Annotated in this window: 27 protein-coding genes; 15 read left to right on the forward strand and 12 right to left on the reverse strand. The window is 66.2% G+C overall.

Features of this window, described 5'->3' with window-relative positions:
* A partial coding sequence (locus ACTRWG_RS19640) for a chemotaxis protein CheA (protein ID WP_462829826.1) occupies window positions 1-1,610 on the forward strand: 1,610 nt, incomplete at its 5' end.
* A 165-nt stretch (window positions 1,611-1,775) separates the two neighbouring features.
* On the opposite strand, the gene ACTRWG_RS19645 is transcribed toward ACTRWG_RS19640, so the two are convergent.
* From ACTRWG_RS19645 to nthA, 5 genes are all read right to left on the reverse strand, one after another.
* Entirely contained in the window at window positions 1,776-2,015 is a 240-nt protein-coding gene (locus ACTRWG_RS19645; RefSeq protein WP_027234744.1) for a DUF2842 domain-containing protein, read from the reverse strand.
* Window positions 2,015-3,328, reverse strand: coding sequence for an adenylosuccinate synthase (locus tag ACTRWG_RS19650; RefSeq protein ID WP_027234745.1), 1,314 nt, complete (start codon window positions 3,326-3,328; stop codon window positions 2,015-2,017). Before ACTRWG_RS19650 ends, ACTRWG_RS19645 begins: the two co-directional genes overlap by 1 nt.
* Window positions 3,329-4,003: 675 nt before the next feature.
* Window positions 4,004-4,336 carry a nitrile hydratase accessory protein gene (locus ACTRWG_RS19655; protein WP_027234746.1) on the reverse strand — a complete coding sequence of 111 codons (333 nt, stop codon included), beginning with the start codon at window positions 4,334-4,336 and terminating at the stop codon, window positions 4,004-4,006.
* Window positions 4,333-5,010, reverse strand: a complete 678-nt coding sequence (gene nthB, locus ACTRWG_RS19660; RefSeq protein ID WP_027234747.1) for a nitrile hydratase subunit beta — start codon at window positions 5,008-5,010, stop codon at window positions 4,333-4,335. The genes ACTRWG_RS19655 and nthB overlap by 4 nt, the downstream gene beginning before the upstream one ends.
* Window positions 5,007-5,633 (reverse strand): nitrile hydratase subunit alpha, encoded by a 627-nt coding sequence (gene nthA / locus ACTRWG_RS19665; protein WP_027234748.1) that lies wholly within the window; start codon window positions 5,631-5,633, stop codon window positions 5,007-5,009. Before nthA ends, nthB begins: the two co-directional genes overlap by 4 nt.
* A 172-nt stretch (window positions 5,634-5,805) precedes the next feature.
* On the opposite strand from nthA, the gene secG reads away from it, so the two are divergent.
* The 3 genes from secG (at window position 5,806) to ACTRWG_RS19680 (ending at window position 8,989) form a co-directional block, all read left to right on the forward strand.
* The gene (gene secG, locus ACTRWG_RS19670; protein ID WP_027234749.1) at window positions 5,806-6,171 is read left to right on the forward strand and encodes a preprotein translocase subunit SecG; all 366 of its coding nucleotides are present in this window, start codon (window positions 5,806-5,808) and stop codon (window positions 6,169-6,171) included.
* Window positions 6,172-6,343: 172 nt separating this feature from the next.
* On the forward strand, window positions 6,344-7,987 hold the full coding sequence (locus ACTRWG_RS19675) for a CTP synthase (protein ID WP_027234750.1): 1,644 nt from the start codon (window positions 6,344-6,346) through the stop codon (window positions 7,985-7,987).
* A gap of 177 nt (window positions 7,988-8,164) precedes the next feature.
* Window positions 8,165-8,989: a hypothetical protein gene (locus ACTRWG_RS19680; protein ID WP_260030773.1), complete on the forward strand. Its 825-nt coding sequence runs from the start codon at window positions 8,165-8,167 to the stop codon at window positions 8,987-8,989.
* A gap of 156 nt (window positions 8,990-9,145) precedes the next feature.
* Here ACTRWG_RS19680 and ACTRWG_RS19685 read toward each other — a convergent pair whose 3' ends face one another.
* Window positions 9,146-9,526, reverse strand: coding sequence for a DUF983 domain-containing protein (locus ACTRWG_RS19685; RefSeq protein ID WP_027234752.1), 381 nt, complete (start codon window positions 9,524-9,526; stop codon window positions 9,146-9,148).
* A gap of 145 nt (window positions 9,527-9,671) precedes the next feature.
* On the opposite strand from ACTRWG_RS19685, the gene ACTRWG_RS19690 reads away from it, so the two are divergent.
* The 3 genes from ACTRWG_RS19690 to ACTRWG_RS19700 all read left to right on the forward strand — a co-directional run bounded on the left by ACTRWG_RS19690 (window position 9,672) and on the right by ACTRWG_RS19700 (window position 12,408).
* The gene (locus tag ACTRWG_RS19690) at window positions 9,672-11,042 is read left to right on the forward strand and encodes an aminotransferase-like domain-containing protein (protein WP_462829827.1); all 1,371 of its coding nucleotides are present in this window, start codon (window positions 9,672-9,674) and stop codon (window positions 11,040-11,042) included.
* Between the two features lie 48 nt (window positions 11,043-11,090).
* Complete coding sequence (locus tag ACTRWG_RS19695) at window positions 11,091-11,423, forward strand: DnaJ family domain-containing protein (RefSeq protein ID WP_259968940.1); 333 nt, start codon at window positions 11,091-11,093, stop codon at window positions 11,421-11,423.
* A gap of 82 nt (window positions 11,424-11,505) precedes the next feature.
* Window positions 11,506-12,408, forward strand: coding sequence for a fructose bisphosphate aldolase (locus ACTRWG_RS19700; RefSeq protein ID WP_462829828.1), 903 nt, complete (start codon window positions 11,506-11,508; stop codon window positions 12,406-12,408).
* 116 nt (window positions 12,409-12,524) lie between these two features.
* Here the strand turns inward: ACTRWG_RS19700 and ACTRWG_RS19705 are convergent, their stop codons facing one another.
* The 3 genes from ACTRWG_RS19705 to ACTRWG_RS19715 all read right to left on the reverse strand — a co-directional run bounded on the left by ACTRWG_RS19705 (window position 12,525) and on the right by ACTRWG_RS19715 (window position 14,194).
* Complete coding sequence (locus tag ACTRWG_RS19705; protein WP_027234756.1) at window positions 12,525-12,800, reverse strand: hypothetical protein; 276 nt, start codon at window positions 12,798-12,800, stop codon at window positions 12,525-12,527.
* Complete coding sequence (locus tag ACTRWG_RS19710; protein WP_008555795.1) at window positions 12,797-12,994, reverse strand: hypothetical protein; 198 nt, start codon at window positions 12,992-12,994, stop codon at window positions 12,797-12,799. Before ACTRWG_RS19710 ends, ACTRWG_RS19705 begins: the two co-directional genes overlap by 4 nt.
* Before the next feature lie 414 nt (window positions 12,995-13,408).
* A complete protein-coding gene (locus ACTRWG_RS19715; RefSeq protein WP_027234757.1) occupies window positions 13,409-14,194 on the reverse strand; it encodes a crotonase/enoyl-CoA hydratase family protein in 786 nt (261 codons plus the stop codon).
* Between the two features lie 117 nt (window positions 14,195-14,311).
* Here ACTRWG_RS19715 and ACTRWG_RS19720 point away from each other — a divergent pair, with 117 nt between their 5' ends.
* Entirely contained in the window at window positions 14,312-15,424 is a 1,113-nt protein-coding gene (locus ACTRWG_RS19720) for a pyridoxal phosphate-dependent aminotransferase (RefSeq protein WP_462829829.1), read from the forward strand.
* Between the two features lie 90 nt (window positions 15,425-15,514).
* A complete protein-coding gene (locus ACTRWG_RS19725; protein ID WP_027234759.1) occupies window positions 15,515-15,709 on the forward strand; it encodes a hypothetical protein in 195 nt (64 codons plus the stop codon).
* 30 nt (window positions 15,710-15,739) lie between these two features.
* Here ACTRWG_RS19725 and ACTRWG_RS19730 read toward each other — a convergent pair whose 3' ends face one another.
* Window positions 15,740-16,948 carry a pyridoxal-phosphate-dependent aminotransferase family protein gene (locus ACTRWG_RS19730; protein WP_462829830.1) on the reverse strand — a complete coding sequence of 403 codons (1,209 nt, stop codon included), beginning with the start codon at window positions 16,946-16,948 and terminating at the stop codon, window positions 15,740-15,742.
* Window positions 16,949-17,156: 208 nt separating this feature from the next.
* On the opposite strand from ACTRWG_RS19730, the gene ACTRWG_RS19735 reads away from it, so the two are divergent.
* Complete coding sequence (locus ACTRWG_RS19735) at window positions 17,157-19,022, forward strand: ABC transporter ATP-binding protein (protein WP_027234761.1); 1,866 nt, start codon at window positions 17,157-17,159, stop codon at window positions 19,020-19,022.
* A gap of 102 nt (window positions 19,023-19,124) precedes the next feature.
* On the opposite strand, the gene ACTRWG_RS19740 is transcribed toward ACTRWG_RS19735, so the two are convergent.
* A complete protein-coding gene (locus tag ACTRWG_RS19740; RefSeq protein WP_027234762.1) occupies window positions 19,125-19,805 on the reverse strand; it encodes a TIGR04283 family arsenosugar biosynthesis glycosyltransferase in 681 nt (226 codons plus the stop codon).
* Window positions 19,806-19,905: 100 nt separating this feature from the next.
* Here ACTRWG_RS19740 and ygfZ point away from each other — a divergent pair, with 100 nt between their 5' ends.
* The 3 genes from ygfZ (at window position 19,906) to ACTRWG_RS19755 (ending at window position 22,059) form a co-directional block, all read left to right on the forward strand.
* The gene (gene ygfZ, locus ACTRWG_RS19745; protein ID WP_027234763.1) at window positions 19,906-20,640 is read left to right on the forward strand and encodes a CAF17-like 4Fe-4S cluster assembly/insertion protein YgfZ; all 735 of its coding nucleotides are present in this window, start codon (window positions 19,906-19,908) and stop codon (window positions 20,638-20,640) included.
* Window positions 20,637-21,440 (forward strand): fructosamine kinase family protein, encoded by an 804-nt coding sequence (locus tag ACTRWG_RS19750; protein WP_027234764.1) that lies wholly within the window; start codon window positions 20,637-20,639, stop codon window positions 21,438-21,440. The genes ygfZ and ACTRWG_RS19750 overlap by 4 nt, the downstream gene beginning before the upstream one ends.
* Before the next feature lie 73 nt (window positions 21,441-21,513).
* Window positions 21,514-22,059, forward strand: a complete 546-nt coding sequence (locus ACTRWG_RS19755) for a hypothetical protein (protein ID WP_462829831.1) — start codon at window positions 21,514-21,516, stop codon at window positions 22,057-22,059.
* Between the two features lie 79 nt (window positions 22,060-22,138).
* Here the strand turns inward: ACTRWG_RS19755 and efp are convergent, their stop codons facing one another.
* Entirely contained in the window at window positions 22,139-22,702 is a 564-nt protein-coding gene (efp, locus tag ACTRWG_RS19760) for an elongation factor P (protein WP_027234766.1), read from the reverse strand.
* 219 nt (window positions 22,703-22,921) lie between these two features.
* On the opposite strand from efp, the gene ACTRWG_RS19765 reads away from it, so the two are divergent.
* Window positions 22,922-23,239: a DUF6280 family protein gene (locus ACTRWG_RS19765; protein ID WP_008556013.1), complete on the forward strand. Its 318-nt coding sequence runs from the start codon at window positions 22,922-22,924 to the stop codon at window positions 23,237-23,239.
* A gap of 198 nt (window positions 23,240-23,437) precedes the next feature.
* Window positions 23,438-24,898: a cobyric acid synthase gene (locus ACTRWG_RS19770; RefSeq protein WP_027234767.1), complete on the forward strand. Its 1,461-nt coding sequence runs from the start codon at window positions 23,438-23,440 to the stop codon at window positions 24,896-24,898.
* The last annotated feature ends 19 nt before the right edge of the window (window positions 24,899-24,917 follow it).

The following is a 24,917-nucleotide window of genomic DNA, read 5'->3' on the forward strand; positions in this document are numbered from 1 at the left end:
AAGCCGAAGCCGAAGCCGAAGCCGAAGCCGAAGCCGAAGCCGAAGCCGAAGCCGAAGCCGAAGAAACCATCGCCGCGGCCCTGGAAAACGCAAGCGCCGCAACGCAGGACACGGAGCGTAAAGACACCCCGGCAGTCGAGCTGCTGGAAGTCAACGAGGCCGCCGCGGAAGAGGACGCCAGCACCCCGCAGGCAGCCGAAGCCGAAGAACAGGCCGACGAACCCGCCCCGCGTATGGAAGAAGCGGAAGAAGAGGACAGCGTGCCCGCCGCCGACAGCATCGCCGCCAAGCTGCAGCGCATCCGCGCGGTGGTGGCCCAGGCACCCGAAGAAGACTTCAGCGAAGATGAGCACGCCGACGACGTGCTGGAAAACGCCGCCGAGGAAATCACCAGCGCGCTGATGGAGGACGACGGCACCGGCGCACCGGATTTCGATGACGAGGGCGACGACGAGATCGCCAGAACGCTGGACCGCCTGGACTTGGGCCGCGCAGCGGCGCAACAGCCGGAGACCACCGCAGAGGCAAGCGCCGGCGGCGCCGACGACGGCTCTGACGGCAGCCTGTTTGCGGATTTGCAAGACAGTGCCGCAGCGGACCGCAGCGAGGACGCAGCAGCCCGCAGCCCGGCAGCAGAGGAAGACGCCGCTCAGGCCCCCGCTCCCGAACCCGCGCCCGCGCCGCGCGTGCGCATCACCAAGGTCAAGCGCACCGATTTCGACAAGGCCCTCGCCTCCGGCCGCCTGCAGGACACCGGCAGCCGCCCGCAGCCGCAGCCCGAACCGGCGGAGCTGTCGGAGGAGGACGAAGCCGACCTGATGCGCGAGCTGGCCGAGGTGGAAGCGGAAATCCTGGCCGCCTCTGAGCTGCCCGGCGAAGACAGCACTGATGACACCGCCCCTGACACCGCCGGGGCCGGTGCAGCCGCGGATCAGCCGGCCGGATCAAGCCTGGCGGACAGCGATGTCAGCCGCCTGATGGCCGCCGCCGACGCCAAGCTCGAAGAACCCGAATCAGCCTCCTCGCGCGAGGCTTACAGCCACCTGCGCGCCGCCGTTGCCGCCGCCAAGGCCGGCCCGGCAGGGGGCACAGGCGGCAGCGACGACGCCCAGGCCTACCGCGAGGATCTGGCCAGCGTGGTCCGCCCGCGCCGCCCCGAAGCCCGCCACGCCGGCGCCGAGCGCCCGCCCGCCCCGGCGTCCCGCCCGGCACCGCTGAAACTGGTGGCAGCCCAGCGCATCGACCAGGGCGCAGCCGCCGATCAGCCGGTGCGCCCGCGCCGGGTTTCGGCCGCGGTTCTGGGCGAGGAAGCGGAAACCGGCGGCAGCGGTTTCGCGGCTTACGCCGCCGAGCGCGGCGCCGCCGAGCTGCACGAGCTGCTGGAAGCCGCCGCCGCCTACATGAGCTTTGTCGAGGGCCGCGACCACTTCTCGCGCCCGCAGCTGATGAACAAGGTGCGCAGCGCCGGCAGCAGCGAATTCAACCGCGAAGACGGGCTGCGCTCCTTCGGCCAGCTCCTGCGCGACGGCAAAATCGAACGCTCCGGCAACGGCCGGTTCACCGCCTCCGGCGACATCGGCTTCAAGCCCGGAAAACGCGCCGCGGGCTAAGCCCCGCACAGCACAAACAAAAAAGGCGGCCCCGCAAGGCCGCCTTTTCTTTTGCAAACCGGATCCAGCTTCATCTGGCCGGAAATATCCCGGGGTGAATTGGCCGTCAGGCCAAGAGGGGCAGCGCCCCTCTTCCGATCAAACCTGAGGGGCAGCGCCCCTAACTTATTGGTCTTCACCGGCGTCCGGGTCTGCCTGACCCACGCCGCGGAACACGAATTTGAACGGCAGCACCCAGACGATGCCCAGCGCCACATAGACGATCAGCTCAAGCCACAGCGGCGGGCGGTCCAGCCAGTTCATCACCGTGACCGCGGCCACTATGTACAACGGCATCCCCACCAGCAGGATCACCAGGGCCCAGCGCCGCCGGGCCTTGTAGCTCAGGCCCTTGCCGTCAGCCATCAGTCGGCAAACGGGTCGGTCACCAGGATGGTGTCGTCCCGCTCCGGGCTGGTGGACAGCAGCGCCACCGGGCATTCGATCAGCTCTTCCACGCGCTTCACGTATTTGATCGCATTGGCGGGCAGGTCGTTCCAGCTGCGCGCGCCCTCGGTCGACTCGCTCCAGCCCGGCATTTCCTCATAGACGGGCACGCAGCGGGCCTGCTGGTCGGCGGCAGTCGGCAGGTAGTCAAGGCGATCGCCGTCCAGCTCATAACCGGTGCAGATCTTCAGCGTCTCAAACCCGTCCAGCACATCCAGCTTGGTCAGCGAAATACCGTTGATGCCGGAGGTGGCGCAGGTCTGGCGCACCAGGCAGGCGTCGAACCAGCCGCAGCGGCGCTGACGGCCGGTGGTGGTGCCGAACTCATGGCCGCGGGTGCCCAGACGCTCGCCGTCCGCGTCCGGGTTGCCCTCGGCGTCCAGCAGCTCAGTCGGGAACGGGCCCTCGCCCACACGGGTGGTATAGGCCTTCACGATGCCCAGCACATAGTCGATCGAGCCCGGGCCGATGCCGACACCGGTGGCCGCCTGGCCCGCAATCACGTTCGAGGACGTGACAAAGGGATAGGTGCCGAAATCAATGTCCAGCAGAGCGCCTTGCGCGCCTTCGAACAGGATCCGCTTGCCCGCCTTGCGCTTCTCGTTCAGCACCTTCCAGACCGGCGCCGCAAACGGCAGGATCTGCGGGGCGATCTTTTTCAGCTGTTCAATCAGAGCGTCGCGGTCCACCGGGTCGACGCCCAGGCCCTTGCGCAGCGGGTCATGGTGCTGCAGCGCGCGGTCGACGCGGGCTTCCAGCGTGGCCTCATCCGCCAGGTCGGCAACGCGGATCGCACGGCGGCCCACCTTGTCCTCATATGCCGGGCCGATGCCGCGGCCTGTGGTGCCGATCTTGGTGCCCTTGGAGGCCGCCTCTTCGCGCGCCCGGTCCAGCTCGCCATGCAGCGGCAGGATCAGCGGCGTGTTTTCGGCGATCATCAGGGTTTCCGGGGTGATCTCCACGCCCTGCTCCTGAACGGTCGCGATTTCCTTCATCAGATGCCAGGGGTCCAGCACCACGCCATTGCCGATGACCGACAGCTTGCCGCCGCGCACCACGCCCGAGGGCAGCGCGTGCAGCTTGTAGACCTTGCCGTCAATGACCAGCGTGTGGCCGGCGTTATGGCCGCCCTGGAAGCGGGCGATCACGTCTGCACGCTCGCTCAGCCAGTCCACGATCTTGCCTTTCCCTTCGTCGCCCCACTGGGCGCCGACTACGACGACATTGGCCATATCCGGTCCTTTACAGTCTGGTTCAAACCCACGCTCATATAGCGATGCTGCGCAGGCAGTGGAACCGCAAATTCGCCGCGGCAGGCGCTTATTCACGGGGTACTTTGCCTTCCCCGCCCGGAATCAAGCCGCAGGCGCCGGGCGAGCGCCTGCCCGCCCCGTCATGCCGGGGGTGTGCTTGCAGCACGACGCTGGCGCTCTGGAGAGGGCAGCGTGCCGCTGATAACCCGTACGGACTTTGCAGGGATAAATTGCCATGCACAGCCGTTGCAGCGCCACCCCGCGGGCAAGCGCCCGCCCTGATCATCTGGCTCACCTGCCATGTGTTGCGCACCCGCCGCACGCCCCGTTCACGCGACCCTCATGCCCCTATGCCATGCTCCCAGACGATCGCGATCCCCCAGCCATGGTTCCCGCGCGCGGGGCCATGATACGAGGCGCAGGCATCTGTGTGGCTGCCTGCGCAACACCCGGAGAACGGCCCTGATAAAAAGGGGGTCGTCCAGGATATCCTGTCCGAGCAGGCCCCCCGCGGGGTCTGTCCACCTCCACCCGGCGGCGCCGCCCCCTTAAATGGGACATTGCGCTAAACGGCGCGAAGCGAACGAAAAAACAGAAACGGCAAAAAGAAACCGCCCAGGCCGCCCAGGCCCCGGCGGCCAAACCTGCGCGCGCTCAGCCGCGCAGATGCACCGGCGCGCCATGCGGCGTACTCAGATACGCCTCCTCCCAGCGGCTGCGCATCACCTCGGCCTCCGCACGCGAGGCCGCGCCGTCCTCGGCCAAAAACACCTCCAGCGTCTCCAGCCAGGCGCGGAAGTAATCCTCGCCGCCATCCAGCTCCCGGCTCAGTCCATGGCGCTTGAGCGTCGCGGAAAACCGCTCCACCCACTCCCCCCAGCTGAACCGCCCGGCCTCATTCAAATGCACCGTCAGCGCAAAGACCTGCGCGTGCCAGGGTTCTGCAAAAACCGGCTCCGGCGCTGCAACCTCAGGACATCCCCTCATAGCGGCTCCAGATAGCTCTGCCACAGGTCCAGCACCACCTCGTCCTCCGGATGTTCGGCATGCGCCCACAAGGCGCTGGCATGAAACCGCACCGCATAAAGCGGCTCCGGCGCCTCGCCCAGCCCATGGGCGCTGCTGTCGGGGAACACATGAGTGCCGTGCAGCCTCAGGATATAGCCCTGCGCCCCGGCGGCATACTGCGGCAGCCTTGTATGACCGCCATTCACCAGCGCGCTGTCGGCGGGGATTCGCGCCCGTACCGCCTGCCCCGGCGTGAACCGCGGCTTCGGCCCGCCTGCGCGGTCCGCCGGGCCGCCCTTGGCCAGCACGCTGGCAACATTCTCCGCCTTCAAGGCCCGCTCCGCCAGCGCATGCAGCCCGGCAGCGCCCTTGCCCTGCAGGTCTTCGCGCGTCAGCACGCCCTTCTCCACCAAGAGATCCGCCAGCGCCGCAATCCATTTCTCATAGTAGGAAAACCGCGTGTAGTCCTTGGGCGAGAGCTGTTCGCGGGCGTGCCGTGAGGTGTCGATGTTCCACTGCCCCAGCGCGCCGCAGGCCAGCGTCACCGCCAAGGCGCGGGCGTGCCAGTCCTCGGCAAAGACCGGTGCGTCCTCCGCCTCGGGCACCACCGGGCCGTCGCCGAATCGCCCGCCCATGTCATGCACCCGGGTCATGCCGGCGCCTCCCCCGGCTGCCGCGCCAGGCCGGTGCCGATCATGCTGTCGCGGGTGACCAGCGCCGCCAGGTTCTCCTCGCTCATCCCCTCTGTGCCCTCAGGGCGCATCGGCAGCACCAGATAGCGGACCTCCGCCGTCGAATCCCAGACCCGCACAGCGGTCTCTTCCGGCAAGGCCACACCAAACTCCGCCAGCACCTTGCGCGGCTCGCGCACCGCGCGGGCGCGGTAGGAGTCGGATTTGTACCAGCCCGGCGGAATGCCCAGCAATGGCCACGGGTAGCAGCTGCAGAGGGTGCACACGACCATATTGTGCTGTGCGGCGGTGTTCTCCGCCACCACCATATGCTCGCCCTGGCGGCCGTAATAGCCCAGCTCCGCCAGCACCGGATCGGCATCCGCCAAGAGCGCCGCCTTGAACTCCGGATCGCTCCAGGCCTTGGCCACCACCCGGGCGCCGTTCTGCGGGCCGATCCGGTTCTGGTAGGTGTCGATGATCTCCTCCAGCGCGGCGGGGTCGATCAGGCCTTTCTGTACAAGAATCGTTTCCAGCGCCTTGACCCGCAAAGCAGGGTCCGGCGGCAGAAGGGCGTGCGGGTGGTCGTGATGATCATGGGGCATGAAAAAACTCTGCCCTGCCCCAACCCCCTGCGTCCAGTCACAAAGCACCGGCACAGCGGCCTCTGACTGCACGTCACATGTGCTGCCCGGCGTCAGGCAAACTCCGCCCTTGCCCCCCCGGGCAATCTTGCCTATTTACCGCCCGATACTCAGCCAACCGCCGCAGGGACCCATGGAAAACGTTGTTCTCATCATCCATCTTCTTCTGGCTCTCGGCCTCATTGCCGTGGTGCTGCTGCAGCGCTCCGAAGGCGGCGGTCTGGGCATGGGCGGCGGCGGCGGCGGCGCCATCTCGGGCCGTGCAGCAGCCACCGCGCTCGGCAAGGTGACCTGGCTGCTGGCGATTGCCTTCATCTGCACCTCGATCACCCTGACCATCATGGCAGCGCAGAAATCCGCGGGTTCCTCGGTCACCGACCGGCTGGCAGCTCCGCAAACCGAAGACGGCGGCGCCCCGGCGGTGCCGGCACCGCTGGGCAGCGACCTGCTGCCGCCCAGCGAAGGCGACAACGCGCCGCTGGTTCCCAGCGCCGACTAACCTACTACACCTTGAGAGGGTTTTAGGAGCCGCAACAGCATCTTGCGGTTCCCTTGCGCTTTTTGTGCGAATCCTTTATTTATGAAGTCCCGTGATGCTGCGGTTTTTGGACTGATTCCGAGGACCGCCGGGCAGCTAGATTCTGACTTCTCACGGGGGCAGCCGAACACTCATGGCGCGTTTCATCTTTATCACTGGCGGTGTTGTTTCATCCCTGGGCAAAGGCCTGGCTTCGGCGGCTCTGGGGGCGCTTCTGCAGGCCCGCGGATACTCCGTCCGCCTGCGCAAGCTGGACCCCTATCTGAACGTCGACCCGGGCACCATGAGCCCGTTCGAGCACGGCGAGGTGTTCGTCACCGACGACGGCGCCGAGACCGACCTGGACCTCGGCCACTATGAGCGGTTCACCGGGGTTCCCGCCCGCAAGACCGACTCGATCTCGTCGGGCCGGATCTACACCAACGTGCTGGAGAAGGAGCGCCGCGGCGACTACCTCGGCAAGACCATTCAGGTCATTCCGCACGTCACCAACGAGATCAAGGACTTCATCTCCATCGGCGAGGATGAGGTCGACTTCATGCTGTGTGAGATCGGCGGCACCGTCGGCGACATCGAGGGCCTGCCCTTCTTCGAGGCGATCCGCCAGTTCGCCCAGGACAAGCCGCGCGGCGAATGCATCTTCATGCACCTGACCCTGCTGCCCTACATCAAGGCCTCCGGCGAGCTGAAGACCAAGCCGACCCAGCACTCCGTGAAGGAGCTGCGCTCCATCGGCCTGGCGCCGGACATCCTGGTCTGCCGTTCTGAGGGCCCGATCCCGAAGAAAGAGCGCGAAAAGCTGGCGCTGTTCTGCAACGTGCGCCCGGATTCGGTGATTGCCGCGCAGGACCTGAAATCCATCTACGAGGCGCCGCTGGCCTATCACCGCGAAGGTCTGGACCAGGCGGTTCTGGATGCCTTCGGCATCGCCCCCGCCCCCAAGCCGAACCTGGAGCGCTGGGAAGATGTGGCCGACCGCATCTACAACCCCGAGGGCGAAGTGCGGGTGGCCATCGTCGGCAAATACACTCAGCTGGAAGACGCCTATAAATCCATCGCCGAAGCCCTCACCCACGGCGGCATGTCGAACCGGGTGAAGGTCAAGATCGAATGGGTCGACGCGGAACTCTTCGACAAGGAAGACGCCGCCCCGCACCTGCAGGGCTTCCACGCGATCCTGGTGCCCGGCGGCTTTGGCGAACGCGGCACCGAGGGCAAGATCAAGGCAGCCCAGTACGCGCGTGAAAACAAGGTCCCCTACCTGGGCATCTGCCTGGGCATGCAAATGGCGGTGATCGAAGCCGCGCGCAACGTGGCGGGTATCTCCGAAGCGGGGTCGGAAGAGTTCGACCACGAGGCCGGCAAGAAACGCTTTGAGCCGGTTGTCTACCACCTCAAGGAATGGGTGCAGGGCAATATGACCGTCGAGCGCAAAGTCGGTGACGACAAGGGCGGCACCATGCGCCTGGGCGCCTATGACGCGACGCTGCTGGAAGGCTCCAAAGTGTCCGAGGTCTACGGCAGCACCCACATCGAAGAACGCCACCGCCACCGCTACGAGGTCGACACCAAGTACCGCGAGCAGCTGGAGGAATGCGGCCTCAAATTCTCGGGCATGTCGCCGGACGGCCGCCTGCCGGAGATCGTGGAATGGTCCGATCACCCCTGGTTCATCGGCGTGCAGTTCCACCCGGAGCTGAAATCCAAACCCTTTGCGCCGCACCCGCTGTTCGACGGTTTCGTGCGCGCGGCCAAGGACGCCTCGCGTCTGGTCTGACAAGCAGCACAGCAATTGGAACTGAGGGCGCGGGCACATCAGCCAGCGCCCTTTTCTTTTCCCGCGGCCATGTTGACCGCGGCCGGATGCGCCCTCTAGGCTTTCAGCATTATGGTTAACAAGTCACCGGCCCGTTCCGCCTGCCTATGAGGGCCGGAAGGTAAGGGGGATATTTACATGGCGAAAACCACCGAACAGCTGCGGAAAGAATACGAGACTGCGCTGAAAGAGCTGGGTCAGGGCAAGAAGCAATTTTCACACGTTGTGAAGGCATGGGACGCCCTCGAGAAGTCGGTCGGAAAAGAAGAGAAGGCCGTTCTCAAGGAATACAAGTACTCGATCGACTATATGTTCGGGGACGAGGGCAGAAAAATGCTGCAAAAATTCAAATCGCAATTCGACAGCGAAATCGCCATCTCTAAAAGCCCCCTCAAAACGGTTTACAACAAGGAATGGCGGGCACTTGTCAAATGCGCAAATGCCTCCGGGAACAGCGTGGTGAAGAAAAGCGGCAAAGCCGTCGGAAGTGCGCTCGACACGTTCCAAAAAGATTTTGACGAGTACAAGAAAAACTATGTGAAAGGATACTGTGTCGGAGACCCCAAGGATGCAGAGAAAGCACTGGCATCCGCTGAGGCCCTGCACGAGGCCTTGAAAAAATTTTCCAATGCCGGCATCGGCCGTATCTCTGAAATCAACCAGAATCTGATCAGGCTCAGGGAAAATTCAGACCCGCTGGATGAGAAGCGCCTCGCCAAAACGATTTCCGACCGGGAAGCGAAACAGCTGAAAAAGCTGAATAAGGCCATTGACGCGAACAAAGCTGATTTAAAGAACGGCTTGAAGGAACTCGTTGAATTCACCCAGCTTCTGCAGGGGAAGATGGAAAAGAAGATCCGCAAGCTGGCCTTGATCGTGAGGGAGGGAGTCAGGGACGCAAAAGAGTTCCAGCGCCGTGTGAACGCCATGAAGCAGCGCAGGGGCACAGTGTTTGAAAACTGACGCCCAGGCAGGCCGGGCTCTCCCGCCCGTCCCGGATCAATCGCAGATTGATCCGTCCCGTTGGGCCCGGCGCCGCTGCGCGGCGCTGGGAGAGAACAGAAAAAGGCGGGCCGCTGGCCCGCCTTTTGCTTTTTGATTGATTGGCTCCTGGCGCGCTCAGAAACCGTGCATCCGCTTGGCCCATTGATAGGCCACCACCAGCCCCTTCATCCGCGGCAGCATGATCAGCGAGGCGCCCACGGTGATCACCGACATGATGATCGCCAGCGTCCAGGGGTCCGGGCGCATCTGGGTGTAGACGATGTGCAGCGCAAAGCCGAGGATGTGGCCGACCACCAGGATCGTCAGATAGGCCGGTCCGTCATCGGCGCGCTGATGGTGCAGCTCCTGGCCGCATTCGGTGCAGCTGTCGTTCACCTTGAGATAGCTGTGCAGCAGCTTGCCGCCGCCGCAATTCGGGCAGCGCAGCCGCAGCCCCTTCAGAAGCGCAGGCTTCAGCTCCCGCTGGTCCTGGTGCAAAACGTCGGTCCCGGTCATCGCGCGTCTCCTTGGGTTGCGCCGCCTGATAGCGCGATTCCCGGATTGAATGCAATCAATATGCAATCATTCATGTTGCATTTATTGCCGCACTCCTGCATTGAACCAATCAATCACGGCACAATGCCGTTTCGGAGACACGGCAATGAAACAATGGACCCCTGCCCGGCTGGACGGCGCCCGCCCCCGCTATCTGGAGCTGGCCGAGGCAATCAAATCCGACATTGACGCGGGCGTGCTGGAACCCGGCGACCGGCTGCCGCCGCAACGGCGGGTGGCGCAGGAGCTGGGGCTGGATTTCTCCACCGTGTCGCGCGGCTATGCCGAGGCGGTGCGGCGCGGCTATATCGAGAGCTTTGTCGGCCGCGGCACCTATGTGCGCGCCGCCGAAGCCCTGCCCGGGCGCCCCGATCCGCGCCGGGCGCTGGAAGAAGACCCGAAAATGAACATGCCGCCGGAGCCGGACGATCCGGCACTGCTGGCGCGGATGCAGAAGGGCTTGGCGCATGTCGCCGCCAACCTGCAGCCGCTGCTGCGCTACCAGTCGGTGACCGGCAGCCCCCAGGACCGCGCCACTGCGGCGGACTGGATGCAGGCCAACGGCCTGCCCTGCGTGCCGGAGCGGCTGGTGATCACGCCGGGCGCCCATGCCAGCATCTATGCGATTCTGACGGTCCTGTGCGAGCCGGGCTCAACCGTGCTGTGCGAAGACGTGACCTATCCCGGGCTGCGGTCCATCGCGGCGCGGCTGGGCATCCGGCTGATCGGACTGGCCGGAGACAAGGACGGCGTCCAGCCGGATGCGCTGGAGAAAGCCATCACCGGCCACTGGCCCGCGGCGCTGTACCTGAACCCGACGCTGCAGAACCCGACCACCAGGACCATGCCGGCCAAGCGGCGGCAGGAGATTGCCGTGGTGCTGCAAAAGCATGACCTGCCGCTGATCGAGGATGACGCCTATTGCTTTGTGGACAATGGCGCCCCGCAGGCGGTCAGCAGCCTGATCCCCGATCTCGGCTGGCATATTGCCGGCCTCTCCAAGTGCTTTGGCGCGGGTCTGCGGCTGGCCTATACCACGGTGCCGCAGCGCGCCGTGCTGGGGCAGTTCAGCCAGGCGCTGCGCTCGATGCATGTGATGGTGTCGCCCTTGAACCTGGCGCTGCTGGGCCGCTGGATCGAGGATGGCACCGCCGCCGCGATCCAGAAATTCATCCGCAAGGCGGCCGCGGAACGGCAGGCGCTGGCGGGGGAGGTGCTGAAAGACTGCTTCACGGACAGCGATCCGCTGGCCTTCAACCGGTGGCTCACCCTGCCCCGCGGCACCAGCCGCGCCGAGGTGATGGGCCGCATGGCGGGCCGCCAGATCGGCATCATGCCCAGCGATGCCTTCACCGTCACGGGCCTGCCGCAGGAGGCGGTGCGGGTCTGCCTGGGCGGGCCGATCGGGCTGGAGGAGCTGCGCGCGGACCTGATTGCCCTGAATGACGCCGTCAACCGCAAGGACTGGCTGGGTTGAGCTGCGGCTGGTAAGATTGCGCCGCACCGCACCGCAGAGAGGTTCCGCATGACCCGCGCCTTCCGCAGCCTGATCGAACGCCAGCTGGCCAAAGCGCAGGCCGAAGGGCAGCTGCAAGGGCTGGAGGGCGAAGGCAAGCCGCTGCCGGACCGCAGCGGCGAGGCGCTGGCGGACCCGGCAATGGCGGCGGGGATGCGGATCATGGCGCAGGCCGGTGTGGTGCCGGAGGAGTTCCGGCTGAAGGCGGAACTGGACGCGGCGCGCAAGGACTATGCCGCCCTGACGGACCCGCAGGCGCGCAAGGCGGCGATGGCGCGCATTGCGGATCTGGAGATGCGCTGCAACATGGCGCGCGATGCGCGGAAATCCTTCCTCCGTTAGCGCAACACCCCGTTGTTTCCCGCGCAATTCACGGTATAGACAGCGCCAAGACATCACACCATCCGCAAGAGAGTGAGGCATTATGGCCAAAGACGCTTCCGTACAGCAGGCACAACTCGACCGCATCGCCAACGGCAAAGGCTTTATCGCCGCGCTGGACCAGTCGGGCGGCTCCACCCCGAAGGCGCTGAAGCTTTATGGCGTGAACGAGGACGCCTATTCGAACGGCGACGAGATGTTCGCCGAGATCCACAAGATGCGCACCCGCATCATCACCTCGCCGAGCTTCACCCAGGACCGCATCCTGGGCGCGATCCTGTTTGAAAAGACCATGGACGGCGAGATCGAAGGCAAGCCGACCGCCGAGTTCCTGTGGAACGACTGCGGCGTGGTGCCCTTCCTGAAGGTCGACAAGGGCCTGGCGGACGAGGAAAACGGCGTGCAGATGATGAAGCCGATGCCGGAGCTGGACGCGCTGCTGGCGCGCGCCAACGGCAAGGGCATCTTCGGCACCAAGATGCGTTCGGTCATCAAGGACGCCAACGCCGAGGGCATCAAGGCGGTTGTCGCGCAGCAGTTCGAAGTGGGCCAGCAAATCGTTGCGGCCGGCCTGGTGCCGATCATCGAGCCGGAAGTGGACATCAACTCTGCCACCAAAGCCGAGGCGGAAGAGCTGCTGAAGGCCGAGATCAAGGCGCAGCTGGACGCCCTGCCGTCCGATTCCAAGGTGGCGCTGAAGCTGACCATCCCGGCCAAGCCGGGCCTGTATGACGATCTGGCGGACCACGCCAATGTGGTGCGGGTTGTGGCGCTGTCGGGCGGCTACACCACCGATGACGCCTGCGCGCGCCTGGCGCAGAACCCCAAGATGATCGCCTCCTTCAGCCGCGCCCTGACCGAGGGCCTGAATGTGGCGATGAGCGATGAGGAATATGACGCCGCGCTTGGCGCCAATATCTCTAAGATCTACGACGCGTCGCTGTAATCCAGCCGCCGTCCAGATGTGATGAGGGCCGCGCCTGCAAAGGCTGCGGCCCTTTTTGTGTGCAGGCGGGCGGGCGGTCCCGCAGACCGGCCTGCGCCCCGGGGTCAGGCGGCAGATCAGACCCCGGAGCGCCCGGCGCAGCAGACCGCCAGCACCAGGCCGGCGCCGCTGAGGAAGGGCAGCCAGAAATAGCGCAGCGCCGCCAGGGTGAACCAGCCGGGCTGCGCTGCCGGCGCCTGGCCGGCGCCGCCGAGCCAGACCCAGAACACCAGCGCCGCGGCCGAGATCAGAACCCCGCTGAAGGCGAGCAGCCAGCGGGCGGAACTAGGCATCCGCGCCTCTGCCGCGGCGTGCCGTTCCGCGGCCCGGCTGGCGGCAAGCCATCCGCTCACGCCGCTTCGGTCAGCGACGGGCGCAGGCCAGTGCAGCTGACCCGGTTTTCGTTTGAGGCCAGGTAGCGCTGCGCCTCCTCACGGTTGCCGAAGCTCAGGGCCTCGTCATAGAAATATGTGATCCTGTCCCCGGTCCGGGACAGCAAGGCGCCGCTCTCAAACAAAATAAACCACTTCTTACGCACCAGATGCATCAGCCTCACTCCTTTCTGAAGCCCGGCCCAGGGCGGTCTCAGCCTGGCCGGTTCCACTGCAGTTCCAGAGGGTGCGCGCAGTCGTCCGGGTCCCCCGCTGTCCGTCTGCCAGGTGCTGGATCTGCCCCTGTTGCGCCCTCTTGAAGTCAGGTTTTGCGCCCAGAGGTTGCCAAAAGGTTAACAGGTCTTTCCGCTGGTTTTACGCGGCATTATTCTGCCGGCAGGCGGCGGTTTCCCGCTTGCGTCGGCGGATTTACGTAAAATTTGGCAAAAACCCGCCGTTGCAGTTTTCAAGGCTGTTTTTCGGCAAAAACGCCCTTGCCGGGCGCTGCCGCCCCGCCCGGCGGCAGGACGGTTTCAACCGGGCAAGAGGAAACGGTCCGGAGCCGCGTTCAGCACCGGGCCGCCCTGCCCTCAGCGGAAGTTCGGCGGACGCTTTTGCAACTGGGCGGTGACCGCCTCCATCTGGTCGGGCTTGCCGATCAGCGCTAGCTGTTCGGCGCTTTCGGCCAGTAGCACTTCGGCCTGGGAGGCGCCGCTTTCGGCCTGGGCGATCAGCCGCTTGGCGGCGCGGATTGCTGAGGGGCTTTGCGCAGCGATGGCGGCGGCCAGCTCATTGGCGCGCGACAGCGGGTTGCCGGCCAGTTCGGTCACCAGACCCCAGTCCAGCGCCTGCTGCGCGCCGATCTTTTCCGCCGTGTAGGTCAGGCGGCGCAGCACGTCGGAACGCACCAGCCGCGGCAGCAGCGCCATGCCGCCCATGTCGGGGATCAGCCCCCATTTCATTTCCATCACCGACAGCTGCGCATCGGGATGGGCGACGCGGATATCGGCGCCCAGCGCAATTTGCAGCCCGCCGCCGAAACAAGCGCCATGCACTGCGGCAATCACCGGCACCGGCACCCGCCGCCAGACCATCGCCACCTCCTGAAAGGCGTTGGCGTCGTGGTGGGTGCGGTCCATCACATAGCTGTCGAGGTCGCGCTGCGCCAGCACGGCGAAGCTGGCCATGTCGAGCCCGGCGCAAAAGCTTTTGCCGGAGCCCGACAGCACCACCGCGCGGGCATCCGAGGCGGCCACTTCCTGTCCGGCGGCGATGATCGCGTTCACCATCTCCTCGTCCAGCGCGTTGTGCTTGTCCGGACGGGCAAGCGTGACATAGGCGATGTTGTCCTTGTAGCCGGTGGTAACTCTGGCCATGGTCTTCTCCCCGCTGAAATTTCCCGGGCAGCCTGCCCCGGAACCGGACCTGTTTCCAGTGCAACGTGGGGGCAGGCAGGCCTTGCCCCGCTCAGCCGCTTGGGGTTATCTGCCGCCATGACTGGCCCCCGCTACACCCCGCTTGCCCTCTCCCTGCCCGCCGCCGCGCCCTTTGTCGGGCCGGAAACCCATGAGCGCGAGCGCGGCGCGCCCTTTGCCGCGCGGCTGGGGGCGAATGAAAACATTTTCGGTCCCTCGCCCAGGGCGGTGGAGGCGATGGCGCAGGCCGCCGCGGAGATCTGGAAATACGGCGATGCGCAAAGCCATGACCTGCGCCTGGCGCTGGCGGCGCATCACGGGGTGCAGCCGGAAAACATCATGGTGGGCGAAGGCATCGACGGCTTGCTTGGCTGCCTGGTGCGGCTGCTGATCGGCCAGGGCGACGCGGTGGTGACCTCGCTGGGGGCCTATCCGACGTTCAATTACCATGTCGCGGGATTTGGCGGGGTGATCCACACGGTGCCCTACAAGGACGACCGCGAGGATTTCGCGGCGCTGTTTGCCAGGGCGGCGGAGGTAGACGCCAGGATCGTGTATCTGGCCAATCCCGACAACCCGATGGGCAGCTGGCACAGGGGCGCAGACATTGCCGCGGCGCTGGACACGCTGCCGGAGGGCTGCCTGCTGCTGCTGGACGAGGCTTATGTGGAATGCGCGCCCGAAGGCACCGCGGCGCCTGTCAGCGCCGATGATCCCCGGGTGATCCGGATGCGGACCTTTTCCAAGGCTTATGGCATGGCCGGGGCGCGGGTGGGCTATGCGCTGGGGCATCCGGAACTGATTGCCGCCTTCAACAAGGTGCGCAACCATTTCGGGATGAACCGGGCGGCGCAGGCCGGCGCGCTGGCGGCGCTGCAGGATCAGGACTGGCTGGCGCAGGTGCTGGCGCAGATCGAGGGGGCGCGGGCGAAGATTGCAGAGATTGCCGCGCAAAACGGCCTGAGCGCCCTGCCCTCGGCCACCAACTTCGTGGCAATCGACTGCGGCCGGGACGGGGCGTTTGCCAAGGCGGTGCTGGATTCGCTGGTGGATCAGGGTGTTTTTGTGCGGATGCCCTTTGCGGCGCCGCAGAACCGCTGCATCCGCGTCAGCTGCGGGCCGGACGCTGAGCTGGAGGCCTTTGCCGCCGCGCTGCCGCGGGCGCTGGAGGCTGCGCACGGGGCAGGCTGAATCCCGCCAGCGGCGCAGCACTCGCGGCGGTTTTACCGGACATTCACCACTCCTGTACTACCATTTTACAGTAGTACCTGGAGATAAGTCATGCGTGACCACGAACTGCCGGACGGCATGCCGGATTTCTTCACTGCCGCGATCACTTTTGCCGGGATCAACCTGATGTGGATCTTCTTTGTGATCTGGGTGATGTACGGGATGGTTCCCGTGCTGGTGCTGGCGGTGCTGATCAACCATTTCATCACCCGGCTGGAAATCCGGCTGAACTCTCAGAAGGCGTGACGCCGCCCTGCGCCTGCAACCGGCTGCCTGCTAAGCGCCCGCCAGCGCGGTAGCGGCCGCCGCCAGCGCGCCTTTCCCATGCGGGATGTCCAGCGCCCTGAGGCCGGTTTCGATACCGCCCAAGAGGCCCATGATCATATGCCCGTTGACATGGCCCATGTGGCCAAGCCGGAAGAAGCCGTGCCAGTCCGGGCTGCGGGGCGGCGCCATGCCCAGGCCGATGCCCAGGGTCAGGCCCAGGTTCTGCTCCAGCCACATCCGCAGCTCAGTGCCCAGCGGCGATCCGATCCGCAGTGCGGTGACCGCGTGGGAGCGCAAGGCGCGGTCCGGCACATTCATCCGCAGCGGGCCCTCCCTGCCCCAGGCCTCGCAAGCGGCCCAGATGGCGCGGGCCAGATGGGCGTGGCGGGCCCAGACCGCCTCCATCCCCTCGGCGTGGATCATGTCCAGGGCGGCGCGCAGCCCGTAGAGGTGATGGGTGGGCGCGGTGCCGCCGAAATACTGATAGAACTCCTCCGGGTTGGCGCGCGGCTCCCAGTCCCAGTAGCGGCTGATCCGCGGCAGTGCGCGGCGCGCTTCGGCGGCACGGGCGTTGAAGAACACTATGCCCAGGCCCGCAGGCACCATCAGCCCCTTCTGGCAGGCAGTGACCATGACATCGACGCCCCAGCCGTCCATCTCGAACCGGTCGCAGCCGAGCGAGGCGATGCAATCGGCCATCAAAAGCGCCGGGTGGCCCGCGGCGTCCAGCGCCCGGCGCAGGGCGGCGACGTCGTTGCGGATCGAGCTGGAGGTGTCGGCATGCACCGCCAGCACCGCCTTGATGCGGTGGCCGGTGTCTGCGGCCAGCGCTGCCGCGATCCGGTCCATGTCCCAGGGCGCGTGATTTCCGAAGTCCAGGATGTCCGTCTCGACGCCCAGCCCCTGGGCCATTTCCGCCCAGCCGATGCCGAACCGGCCTGAGGAGGGCACCAGCACCCTGTCGCCCGGCTGCAGGGTGTTCTGCAGCGCGGCCTCCCAGGCGCCGTGGCCGTTGGCGATGTAAATCGCAACCTCATGCTGCGTGCGCGCCACCCGGCGCAGATCGGGGATCAGGGTGGCGGTCATCTCCACCAGCTCGCCCGCGTAGATATTGGGAGAGGCCCGGTGCATCGCCTGCAGCACCTGGTCCGGAATGACCGAAGGCCCGGGGATGGCCAGGTAAGACCGGCCTGCCGACACGTTCACTGATCCGTTCATCTTAGGTGTTCCCTGCAGCGCGGAAGACACCCCTGCCCGCCGCGGTTGATCTGTCCTGCCACACTAGCCGCACGGCGCGCCGGGTCAATTCCGCAGAGCGCTGCGTCACGGCGAATTGCTTGCGCCCTGCTGCCCACCTGCTTAAATGGCGCAGGAACGACAGGGAAAGGCCCGCAATGACACGAATTTCCTGCCGGAAATCGCTGCAATGAGTCAGAAACCGCACAAGTCCTCGAAGGAGCTGTTCGGCTGGCTGTGGCGCGGATACCTGCGTCATTACATCGGGCTGCTGGGCGTCGCCGTGATCTTTATGCTGGTGGAAGGCGCCACCATGGGCGCGCTCGGCTATATGATGCAGCCGATGTTCGACCTGGTGTTTGTCGCGGGCAACTCCGACGCGCTGGTCTGGGTCAGTTTGGCGTTTCTGGCGATCTTCACCCTGCGGGGCGTGTCCAGCGTCACCCAGAAGGTGCTGCTGAGCAAGGTATCGCAAACCTCTGCCGCGCATCTGCGCAAGGACATGCTGGCGCGCCTGATCCGCCAGGACCCGGCATTTCACCAGCAGCACCCGCCGGGGCTGCTGATCCAGCGGGTGCAATCGGACGTCAATGCGATCAACGCGGTCTGGCAGGCGGTGATCACCGGCGCGGGGCGCGATCTGGTGGCGCTGGTGGCGGTGCTGGGCGTGGCCTTCAGCATCGACTGGCGCTGGACCCTGATCCTGCTGATCGGGGTGCCGGTGCTGCTGCTGCCGATCGCCTCGATCCAGCGCTATGTGCGCAAGAAGGCGTCGCGGGCGCGGGATCTGGGGGCTGATCTGGCGACCCGGCTGGACGAGATTTTCCACGGCATCGTGCCCGTCAAGCTGAACCGTCTGGAGGAGTATCAGGCCCGCCGGTTCGGCGAACGCCAGGACGAATTTGTCCGCTCCGAGGTGAAGGCGGCCTTTGGCACCTCCTCGATCTCCGGGATGACCGACATCATGGCCGGTGTCGGCTTTATGGCGGTGCTGCTGTATGGCGGCAATGAGATCATTGCCGGGGAAAAGACCGTCGGCCAATTCATGAGCTTTTTCACCTCGATCGGCCTGTCGTTTGAACCGATGCGGCGGCTGGCCAATATCTCGGGCGTGTGGCAGGGCGCGGCGGCGGCGCTGGAGCGCATCAAGGAGCTGCTGGATGCGCCGATCCTGCTGAGCGAGCCTGCCGCGCCGAAGCCGGCGCCGGAGGGGCTGCCGGAAATCAAGCTGGAAGGCGTCGGCCTGGCCTATGGCGATGCCAGGATCCTGAACGGGCTGGCGCTGGAGGCCGAAGCGGGCAAGACCACTGCGCTGGTGGGCGCCTCGGGCGCGGGCAAATCGACGATCTTCAACCTGCTGACCCGGATGGTCGATCCGCAGACGGGGTCTGTTACCGTCGGCGGGGTTGAGGTCACCGATCTGAACACCGCGGATCTGCGCAGCCTGTTTTCGGTGGTGACGCAGGACGCGATGCTGTTTGACGAAACCTTGCGTGAAAACATCGTGCTGGGGCGCACCGATGTGAGCGATGAGGAGCTGCAGGCGGCGCTGGACGCCTCGCATGTGGCGGATTTCCTGCCCAAGCTGGAGCATGGCCTGGAAACCCGCGTGGGCCCGCGCGGCTCTGCCCTGTCGGGCGGCCAGCGGCAGCGGGTGGTGATCGCGCGGGCGCTGCTGCGCAACACGCCGGTGCTGCTGCTGGACGAGGCGACCTCGGCCCTGGATGCGCAGTCGGAGAAGGTGGTGCAGCAGGCGCTGGACAAGCTGGCGGGCGGGCGCACGACGCTGGTGATCGCGCATCGGCTGTCGACCATCCGCAACGCCGACAAGATCGTGGTGATGGACCGCGGCCAGGTTGTGGATCAGGGCAGCCATGACGAGCTGCTGGCGCGCGGCGGCATCTATGCCGACCTCTACCGGCTGCAATTCCAGGACGGCAAGACGGTGGTGGACACCTCCAGCATCGCCGCCCAGGCGGAGCAGGTTCCGGAGGGCGCGGCGAACAACGGCAAGGAACGCTGGTTCCGCCGCTTTGCGCGCAAGGTGTTCGGGTAGTCATCATGACCTGTTCCGCCTGGCCGAAAGGCCGGGCAGCGCCCGTCCGCCCCCATGGGCGGGCGCTTCGCTTCCGCCCGCGGACGGGCGATGCCCTCTCTTCTACTTCTTGTAAGAAGCCGCCAGTTTGTGCGTGTCCCGCCCCAGAAAGTAACACGCCAGCGTCCACAGGTTCCTGGCCCCGCGCCGCAGCCAGCCGGCCCGCTGATAGCGCGCGGCGCTGGTCAGCGCCGCTGACGGCAAGGCGGTCAGCCCCTTGAGACGGCGCACCAGCGACACGTCCTCCATCAGCGGCTGATCGGGGTAGCCGCCCGCGGCTTCGTATTCCTCGCGGCGGAGCAGCAGACCCTGGTCGCCATAGGGCAGCCCGAACAGGCGGGCGCGCAGGTTGGCCCAGCCCGCGACCCAGGCGGGCATCAGCCCGCGGGCCCGGAACCGCAGCCGGAAATAGGCAGGCCTGCCCTGCCCCTCCCGCAAATGCTGCGCCGCTGCGGCGGCCCAGCCCGGCTCCAGACGGGTGTCGGCATGCAGCACCAGCAGCCACTCCCCCCTGGCCGCCGCACAGCCGCGGCGCAGCTGGCCGCCGCGCGACGGCGCGCCCGTGATCCATTCGGCGCCTGCGGCCTGGGCGATGGCGCGGGTTTCATCCGCGGAGCCGCCGTCGGTGATCACCAGCTCGCGGATCAGGCCGGCGCCCAGCCCCTCCATCAGATGCTCCAGGCAGGCTGGCAGCTCCTCTGCGGCGTTGAGGGTCGGGATCACGATGCTGACCGGCGCGGGCATGGAGGGCTTCCTCTGCGGATTTGCTGTTTTCTTCCGCCCTGCTTCCTATATCACTGGGCCAAGCAGTGAAACGCCCCCAGAGGCACACAGGAGAAAACACATGAGCGACCGCCGTATCCTGCGCCTGAGCGGCAGCGACGCCAAGAGCTTCCTGCAAGGGCTTGTCACCAACAACGTCGACCGGTTGGGCGATGGCCTGGTCTATGCCGCGCTGCTGACGCCGCAGGGCAAGTACATCGCGGATTTCTTTCTGGCCGCCGATGGCGATGCGGTGCTCTTGGACGTGGAGGCGTCGCTGGCCGAAGGCCTCTTGAAGCGGCTGAACATGTACCGGCTGCGCGCCGATGTGCAGGTGGAGATGACGGAGCTGCAGGTCAGGCGCGGCACCGGGGCGGCTCCGGAGGGCGCGCTGGCCGATCCGCGCCACCCGGCGATGGGCTGGCGGCTGTATGGCACTGAAGGCGGCGATGACGGCAGCGATTGGGACGCGATCCGGGTCGCCCACTGCATTCCGGAAACCGGCGTTGAGCTGGGGCCGGACAGCTATATCCTGGAGGCCGGGTTCGAGGATTTGAACGGGGTGGACTTCCGCAAGGGCTGCTATGTCGGCCAGGAGGTGACCGCGCGGATGAAGCACAAGACCGAGCTGCGCAAGGGCTTCCGCACGGTCGAGGTCGAGGGCAGCGCGCCGGTGGGGACTGAGATCACTGCCGGGGGCAAGCCGGTTGGCACGCTGTTCACCCAATCGGGCGGCAAGGGCATCGCCTACCTGCGGTTTGACCGCGCCAAGGGCGAGATGCAGGCCGGGGACGCCCGCGTCGCCTGGCAGCCGTGAGCGGGCTGAACCAGACGGTTTTGTCCCTGCTGGGCGCCAAGGTTGCGCGCGCCCGCCCGCTGCACGGCGGTGATCTGTCAGAGGTGCAGCTTCTGTCCTTGAGCGATGGCCGCCGGGTGGTGGCCAAGACCGGGCCGCTGGTGGCGGCGGAGGCTGCGATGCTGGGCGCGATCCGGGCTGCGGGAGTGCCTGCGCCGGAGGTGCTGGGCGTTGCCGGTCATGTCCTGCTGATGGAAGCGCTGAAGGAGACCGCCGCCAGCGCGGCGGGCTGGCAGGCCCTGGGCGCTGCGCTGCGGCAGCTGCATTCGGTGACAGGTCCGCAGTACGGCTGGGCGGAAGACTATGCCTTTGGCGCCGTCGCGATCCCCAACGCGCCGCTGCCGGACTGGCCGGCGTTCTGGGCCGGCCGCCGCCTGCTGGCCGCCCCGGACGCCCTGCCCCGCGATTTGCGGCTGCGGATTGAGGCGCTGTGCGCCCGTCTGCCGGAGCTGCTGCCCGCCGCGCCGCCTGCCGCCCTGCTGCATGGCGATTTGTGGACCGGCAATGTGCTGTTCAGCGGCGGCAGCGCCTATCTGATCGACCCGGCCTGTTACTGGGGCCACGGCGAGGCGGATCTGGCGATGCTGCATCTGTTCGGTGCCCCGCCTGCCGCATTTCACGAGGCTTACGGACAGCTGGAGCCGGGGCATGAGGCGCGCCGTCATATCTATCAGCTGTGGCCCGCGCTGGTGCACCTGCGGCTGTTCGGCGCCGGCTACCGGGGGATGGTGGACAGCCGGCTGGCGTCCCTTGGCTTCTGACAAGCCTCTGTTCATCTGATTGCGCTACGGTCGCGGGAAACGGCTGCGGCCGATTGCCGAGAAGGATGTACTGATGCGGATTGTTTCCGTTTTTTGCCTGACCGCCCTGGCGGCCTCCCCCGCCGTGGCGGAGTATTGGAACTACAAGGACTGGCACGTCGCCACCGAACCGCATGAGACCGGGCAGGACAGTTACCTGACCTGCCGCGCGGCGACCGGCGGCGACGGCGATCCGGTCCTGGCGCTGGAGGTGTTTTCCGGCGATGCCGGCCCGCCGGATTTCTTTCCGATGGCCCGGGTGCTGGAATACGCGCCGCGCCATTACCCGACGCTGATGCAGCAGGGCGGCACCGTGGATTTCATCTTTGATTTCGACCGGACGTTCTCGATCGCTGCCGGGATCAACTCCTGGATCAGCGCGGAAGGTCTGGCGGAGGCCGAAAGCGTGCTGCGGTTTGAGGATCACCTGCCGATGCTGCAGGCGATGAAACAGGGAAGCTGGGTGGAGATCTGGGCGGGCAACGACATGCTCTATGAGGCGTCGCTCAGCGGGTTCACAGCGGCCTATGGCAAGATGATGGATGAATGCGGGTTCAGCCTGGCGCTGCCGGCCGGGTGATCCGGTTAGCGGCCCCGCGGGCAAAGAAAAAGCCGCCCCCGAGGGAGGGCGGCTTTCTGCTTCCGGGGCGCGGCCTGGATCAGGCGCGCTCGGAATATTCCATGGTTTCGGTGTTCACCACGATCATCTCGTCCTGGCCGACGAAGGGCGGCACCATGACCTTGACGCCATTGTCCAGGATCGCGGGCTTAAAGGAGTTCGCCGCGGTCTGGCCTTTGACAACCGGCTCGGTCTCGACGATCTTGCAGGTGACTTTCTGCGGCAGGGTCGCGTTCAGCGCCTCGGACTCGTAGAACTCCACCACGATGGTCATGCCGTCCTGCAGGAACGGGCGGCGGTCGCCCAGAAGCTCCGCGGGCAGTTCGATCTGCTCATAGGTTTCGGCGTCCATGAACACCAGCATGCCGTCGCTTTCGTAAAGGAACTGCTGGTCCTTCTGCTCCAGGCGGACGCGTTCCACCTTGTCCGCCGAGCGGAAGCGCTCGTTCAGCTTGGAGCCGTTGCGCAGGTTGCGCATCTCGACCTGGGCAAAGGCGCCGCCCTTGCCGGGTTTCACGTGATCGACCTTAACCGCTGCCCAAAGGCCGCCATTATGTTCCAGGACGTTGCCGGGGCGGATTTCATTGCCGTTGATCTTGGGCATGGGAAAATGCCTTTCAGATGGTTGATGATAATTTGCAAGACCCTATATCTGGCGGGCTGATCGCTGGCAAGACAAGGATATGGTATGGAAGATGAGTGAATAAGGTATGCGCAATTTGCATGAAAGCTATGCATCTGCGCCCTATCCGAATCGTCACAATTCCGCCATAAGCAGCGCTACGCCGAAAATTGCAATAGCAAGAACAACAAGGGATACGAGATGCGAGATTTCGTAGACGGCACCGCTTATAACAACGAGCAAGGCAACCGCGCCCGCAAACTGTTTGCAGCCGTTGTCCTGGCCGCACTGGATGATGCCATCGCCGACGACAAGAAGTACGGCAATGGCCCGGAACAAATCGCCCGCTGGGCGCGCTCGCGCGATGGCCGCGAAGTGCTGTCCTGCGCCGGTATCGACCCGAACGAACGGGTTGTGGAAGGCCTGATGGACTTCGTGGGCCGCGGTGTGCGGACCTCGGTTGCGCTGTCGCGTGAAGAAAGCGAACGCCGCAACGCTGCGCAGGCAGAAGCCGCCTAAGGCTCCTGCTTCGCATTGCTGAAAAGCGCGCCCTTCAGGGGCGCGTTTTTCTTTTGCGCACCCGGGCTTTCCGTTGGGTCAGCCTGTCGCGCGGCAGCAGCCGCGGGACGGTTCCGGCACAGCGGGCATGGACGGCGCCGCCTAAGCTGCTATGCAGGCCCGTGACATACGGGGCGCAGGCAGGGAGTGGGCAACAGGATGACACGGGCGCGTTCGATCATGATCCAGGGCACCGGCAGCAATGTCGGCAAGTCGCTCATCGTGGCGGGGCTGGCGCGTGCCTATGTGCGGCGCGGGCTGAGGGTGGCGCCGTTCAAGCCGCAGAACATGTCCAACAATGCCGCCGTCACCCCAGAGGGCGGCGAGATCGGCCGTGCGCAAGCCTTGCAGGCGCGCGCGGCGATGCGCCCGCCGCATACCGACATGAACCCGGTGCTGCTGAAACCCGAGACCGACACCGGCGCCCAGGTGATCGTGCAGGGCAAGCGCCGCGGCACCCAAGGCGCCGGGTCGTTCATGCGCGATAAATCCGGCCTCCTGGAGGCGGCGCTGGAGAGCTTCCACCGGCTGGCGGCGGACGCGGATCTGGTGCTGATCGAGGGCGCAGGCTCCCCCGCCGAGACCAACCTGCGCAAGAACGACATTGCCAATATGGGCTTTGCCTGCGCCGCAGGGGTTCCGGTGGTGATTGCCGGCGACATCCACCGCGGCGGGGTGATTGCGCAGATCGTCGGCACCCATGCGGTGCTGGAGCCGCAGGACTTGGAGCGGGTTGTTGGGTTCATGGTGAACCGGTTCCGCGGCGACCTGAGCCTGTTTGACGGCGGGCGGGACGATATTGCCGCGCGCACCGGCTGGCCGTCCTTGGGCGTGGTGCCCTGGTTCTGGGATGCCTGGAAGCTGCCGGCCGAGGACATGATGGACATCGCCTCGCGCCAGGGCGGCGCCTGCAAGGTGGTGGTGCCGCAGCTGGAGCGGATGGCGAATTTCGACGATCTGGACCCGCTGGCCGCAGAGCCTGCGGTGACGGTGGAAATCGTGCCGCCGGGCCGCGCCCTGCCTGGCGATGCGGATCTGGTGATCCTGCCCGGCAGCAAGTCGACCATTGGCGACCTGGCCTGCCTGCGCCGCCAGGGCTGGGACATCGACATTCTGGCGCACTACCGCCGGGGCGGACATGTGCTGGGCCTGTGCGGCGGCTACCAGATGCTGGGCAAGACCATCGACGACCCCGAGGGCGTCGACGGGCGGCCCGGCAAGGTGGACGGCCTGGGCCTGTTGGATGTGCACACGGTGATGGCAGGCGAAAAGCGGGTGACGCTGACCGAGGCGGTGACCCGCAACGGCAACCTGCCGGTGAGCGGCTATGAGATTCACATGGGCCGCACCGAGGGCGCCGACTGCGCCCGTGCCTGGCTGGACATTGACGGGCGGGCCGAAGGCGCGGCCTCGGCCGACGGGCGAGTGAAGGGCTCTTATCTGCACGGGCTGTTTTCCTCGGACGCCTTCCGCGCCAGCGTGCTGGCCGGACTGGGGCATGAGAGCCAGGCGGGCTATGAGGACGGCGTCGAGGAGACGCTGGACGCGCTGGCAGAGCATCTGGAGCGCTATATGGATCTGGATCAGCTGCTGGAGCTTGCGCAGCCCGTAAAGGTCTGACCTGGAAGTTACGGCGGCG

The organism is Leisingera sp. G5_S3_59_S7 (assembly GCF_054968485.1).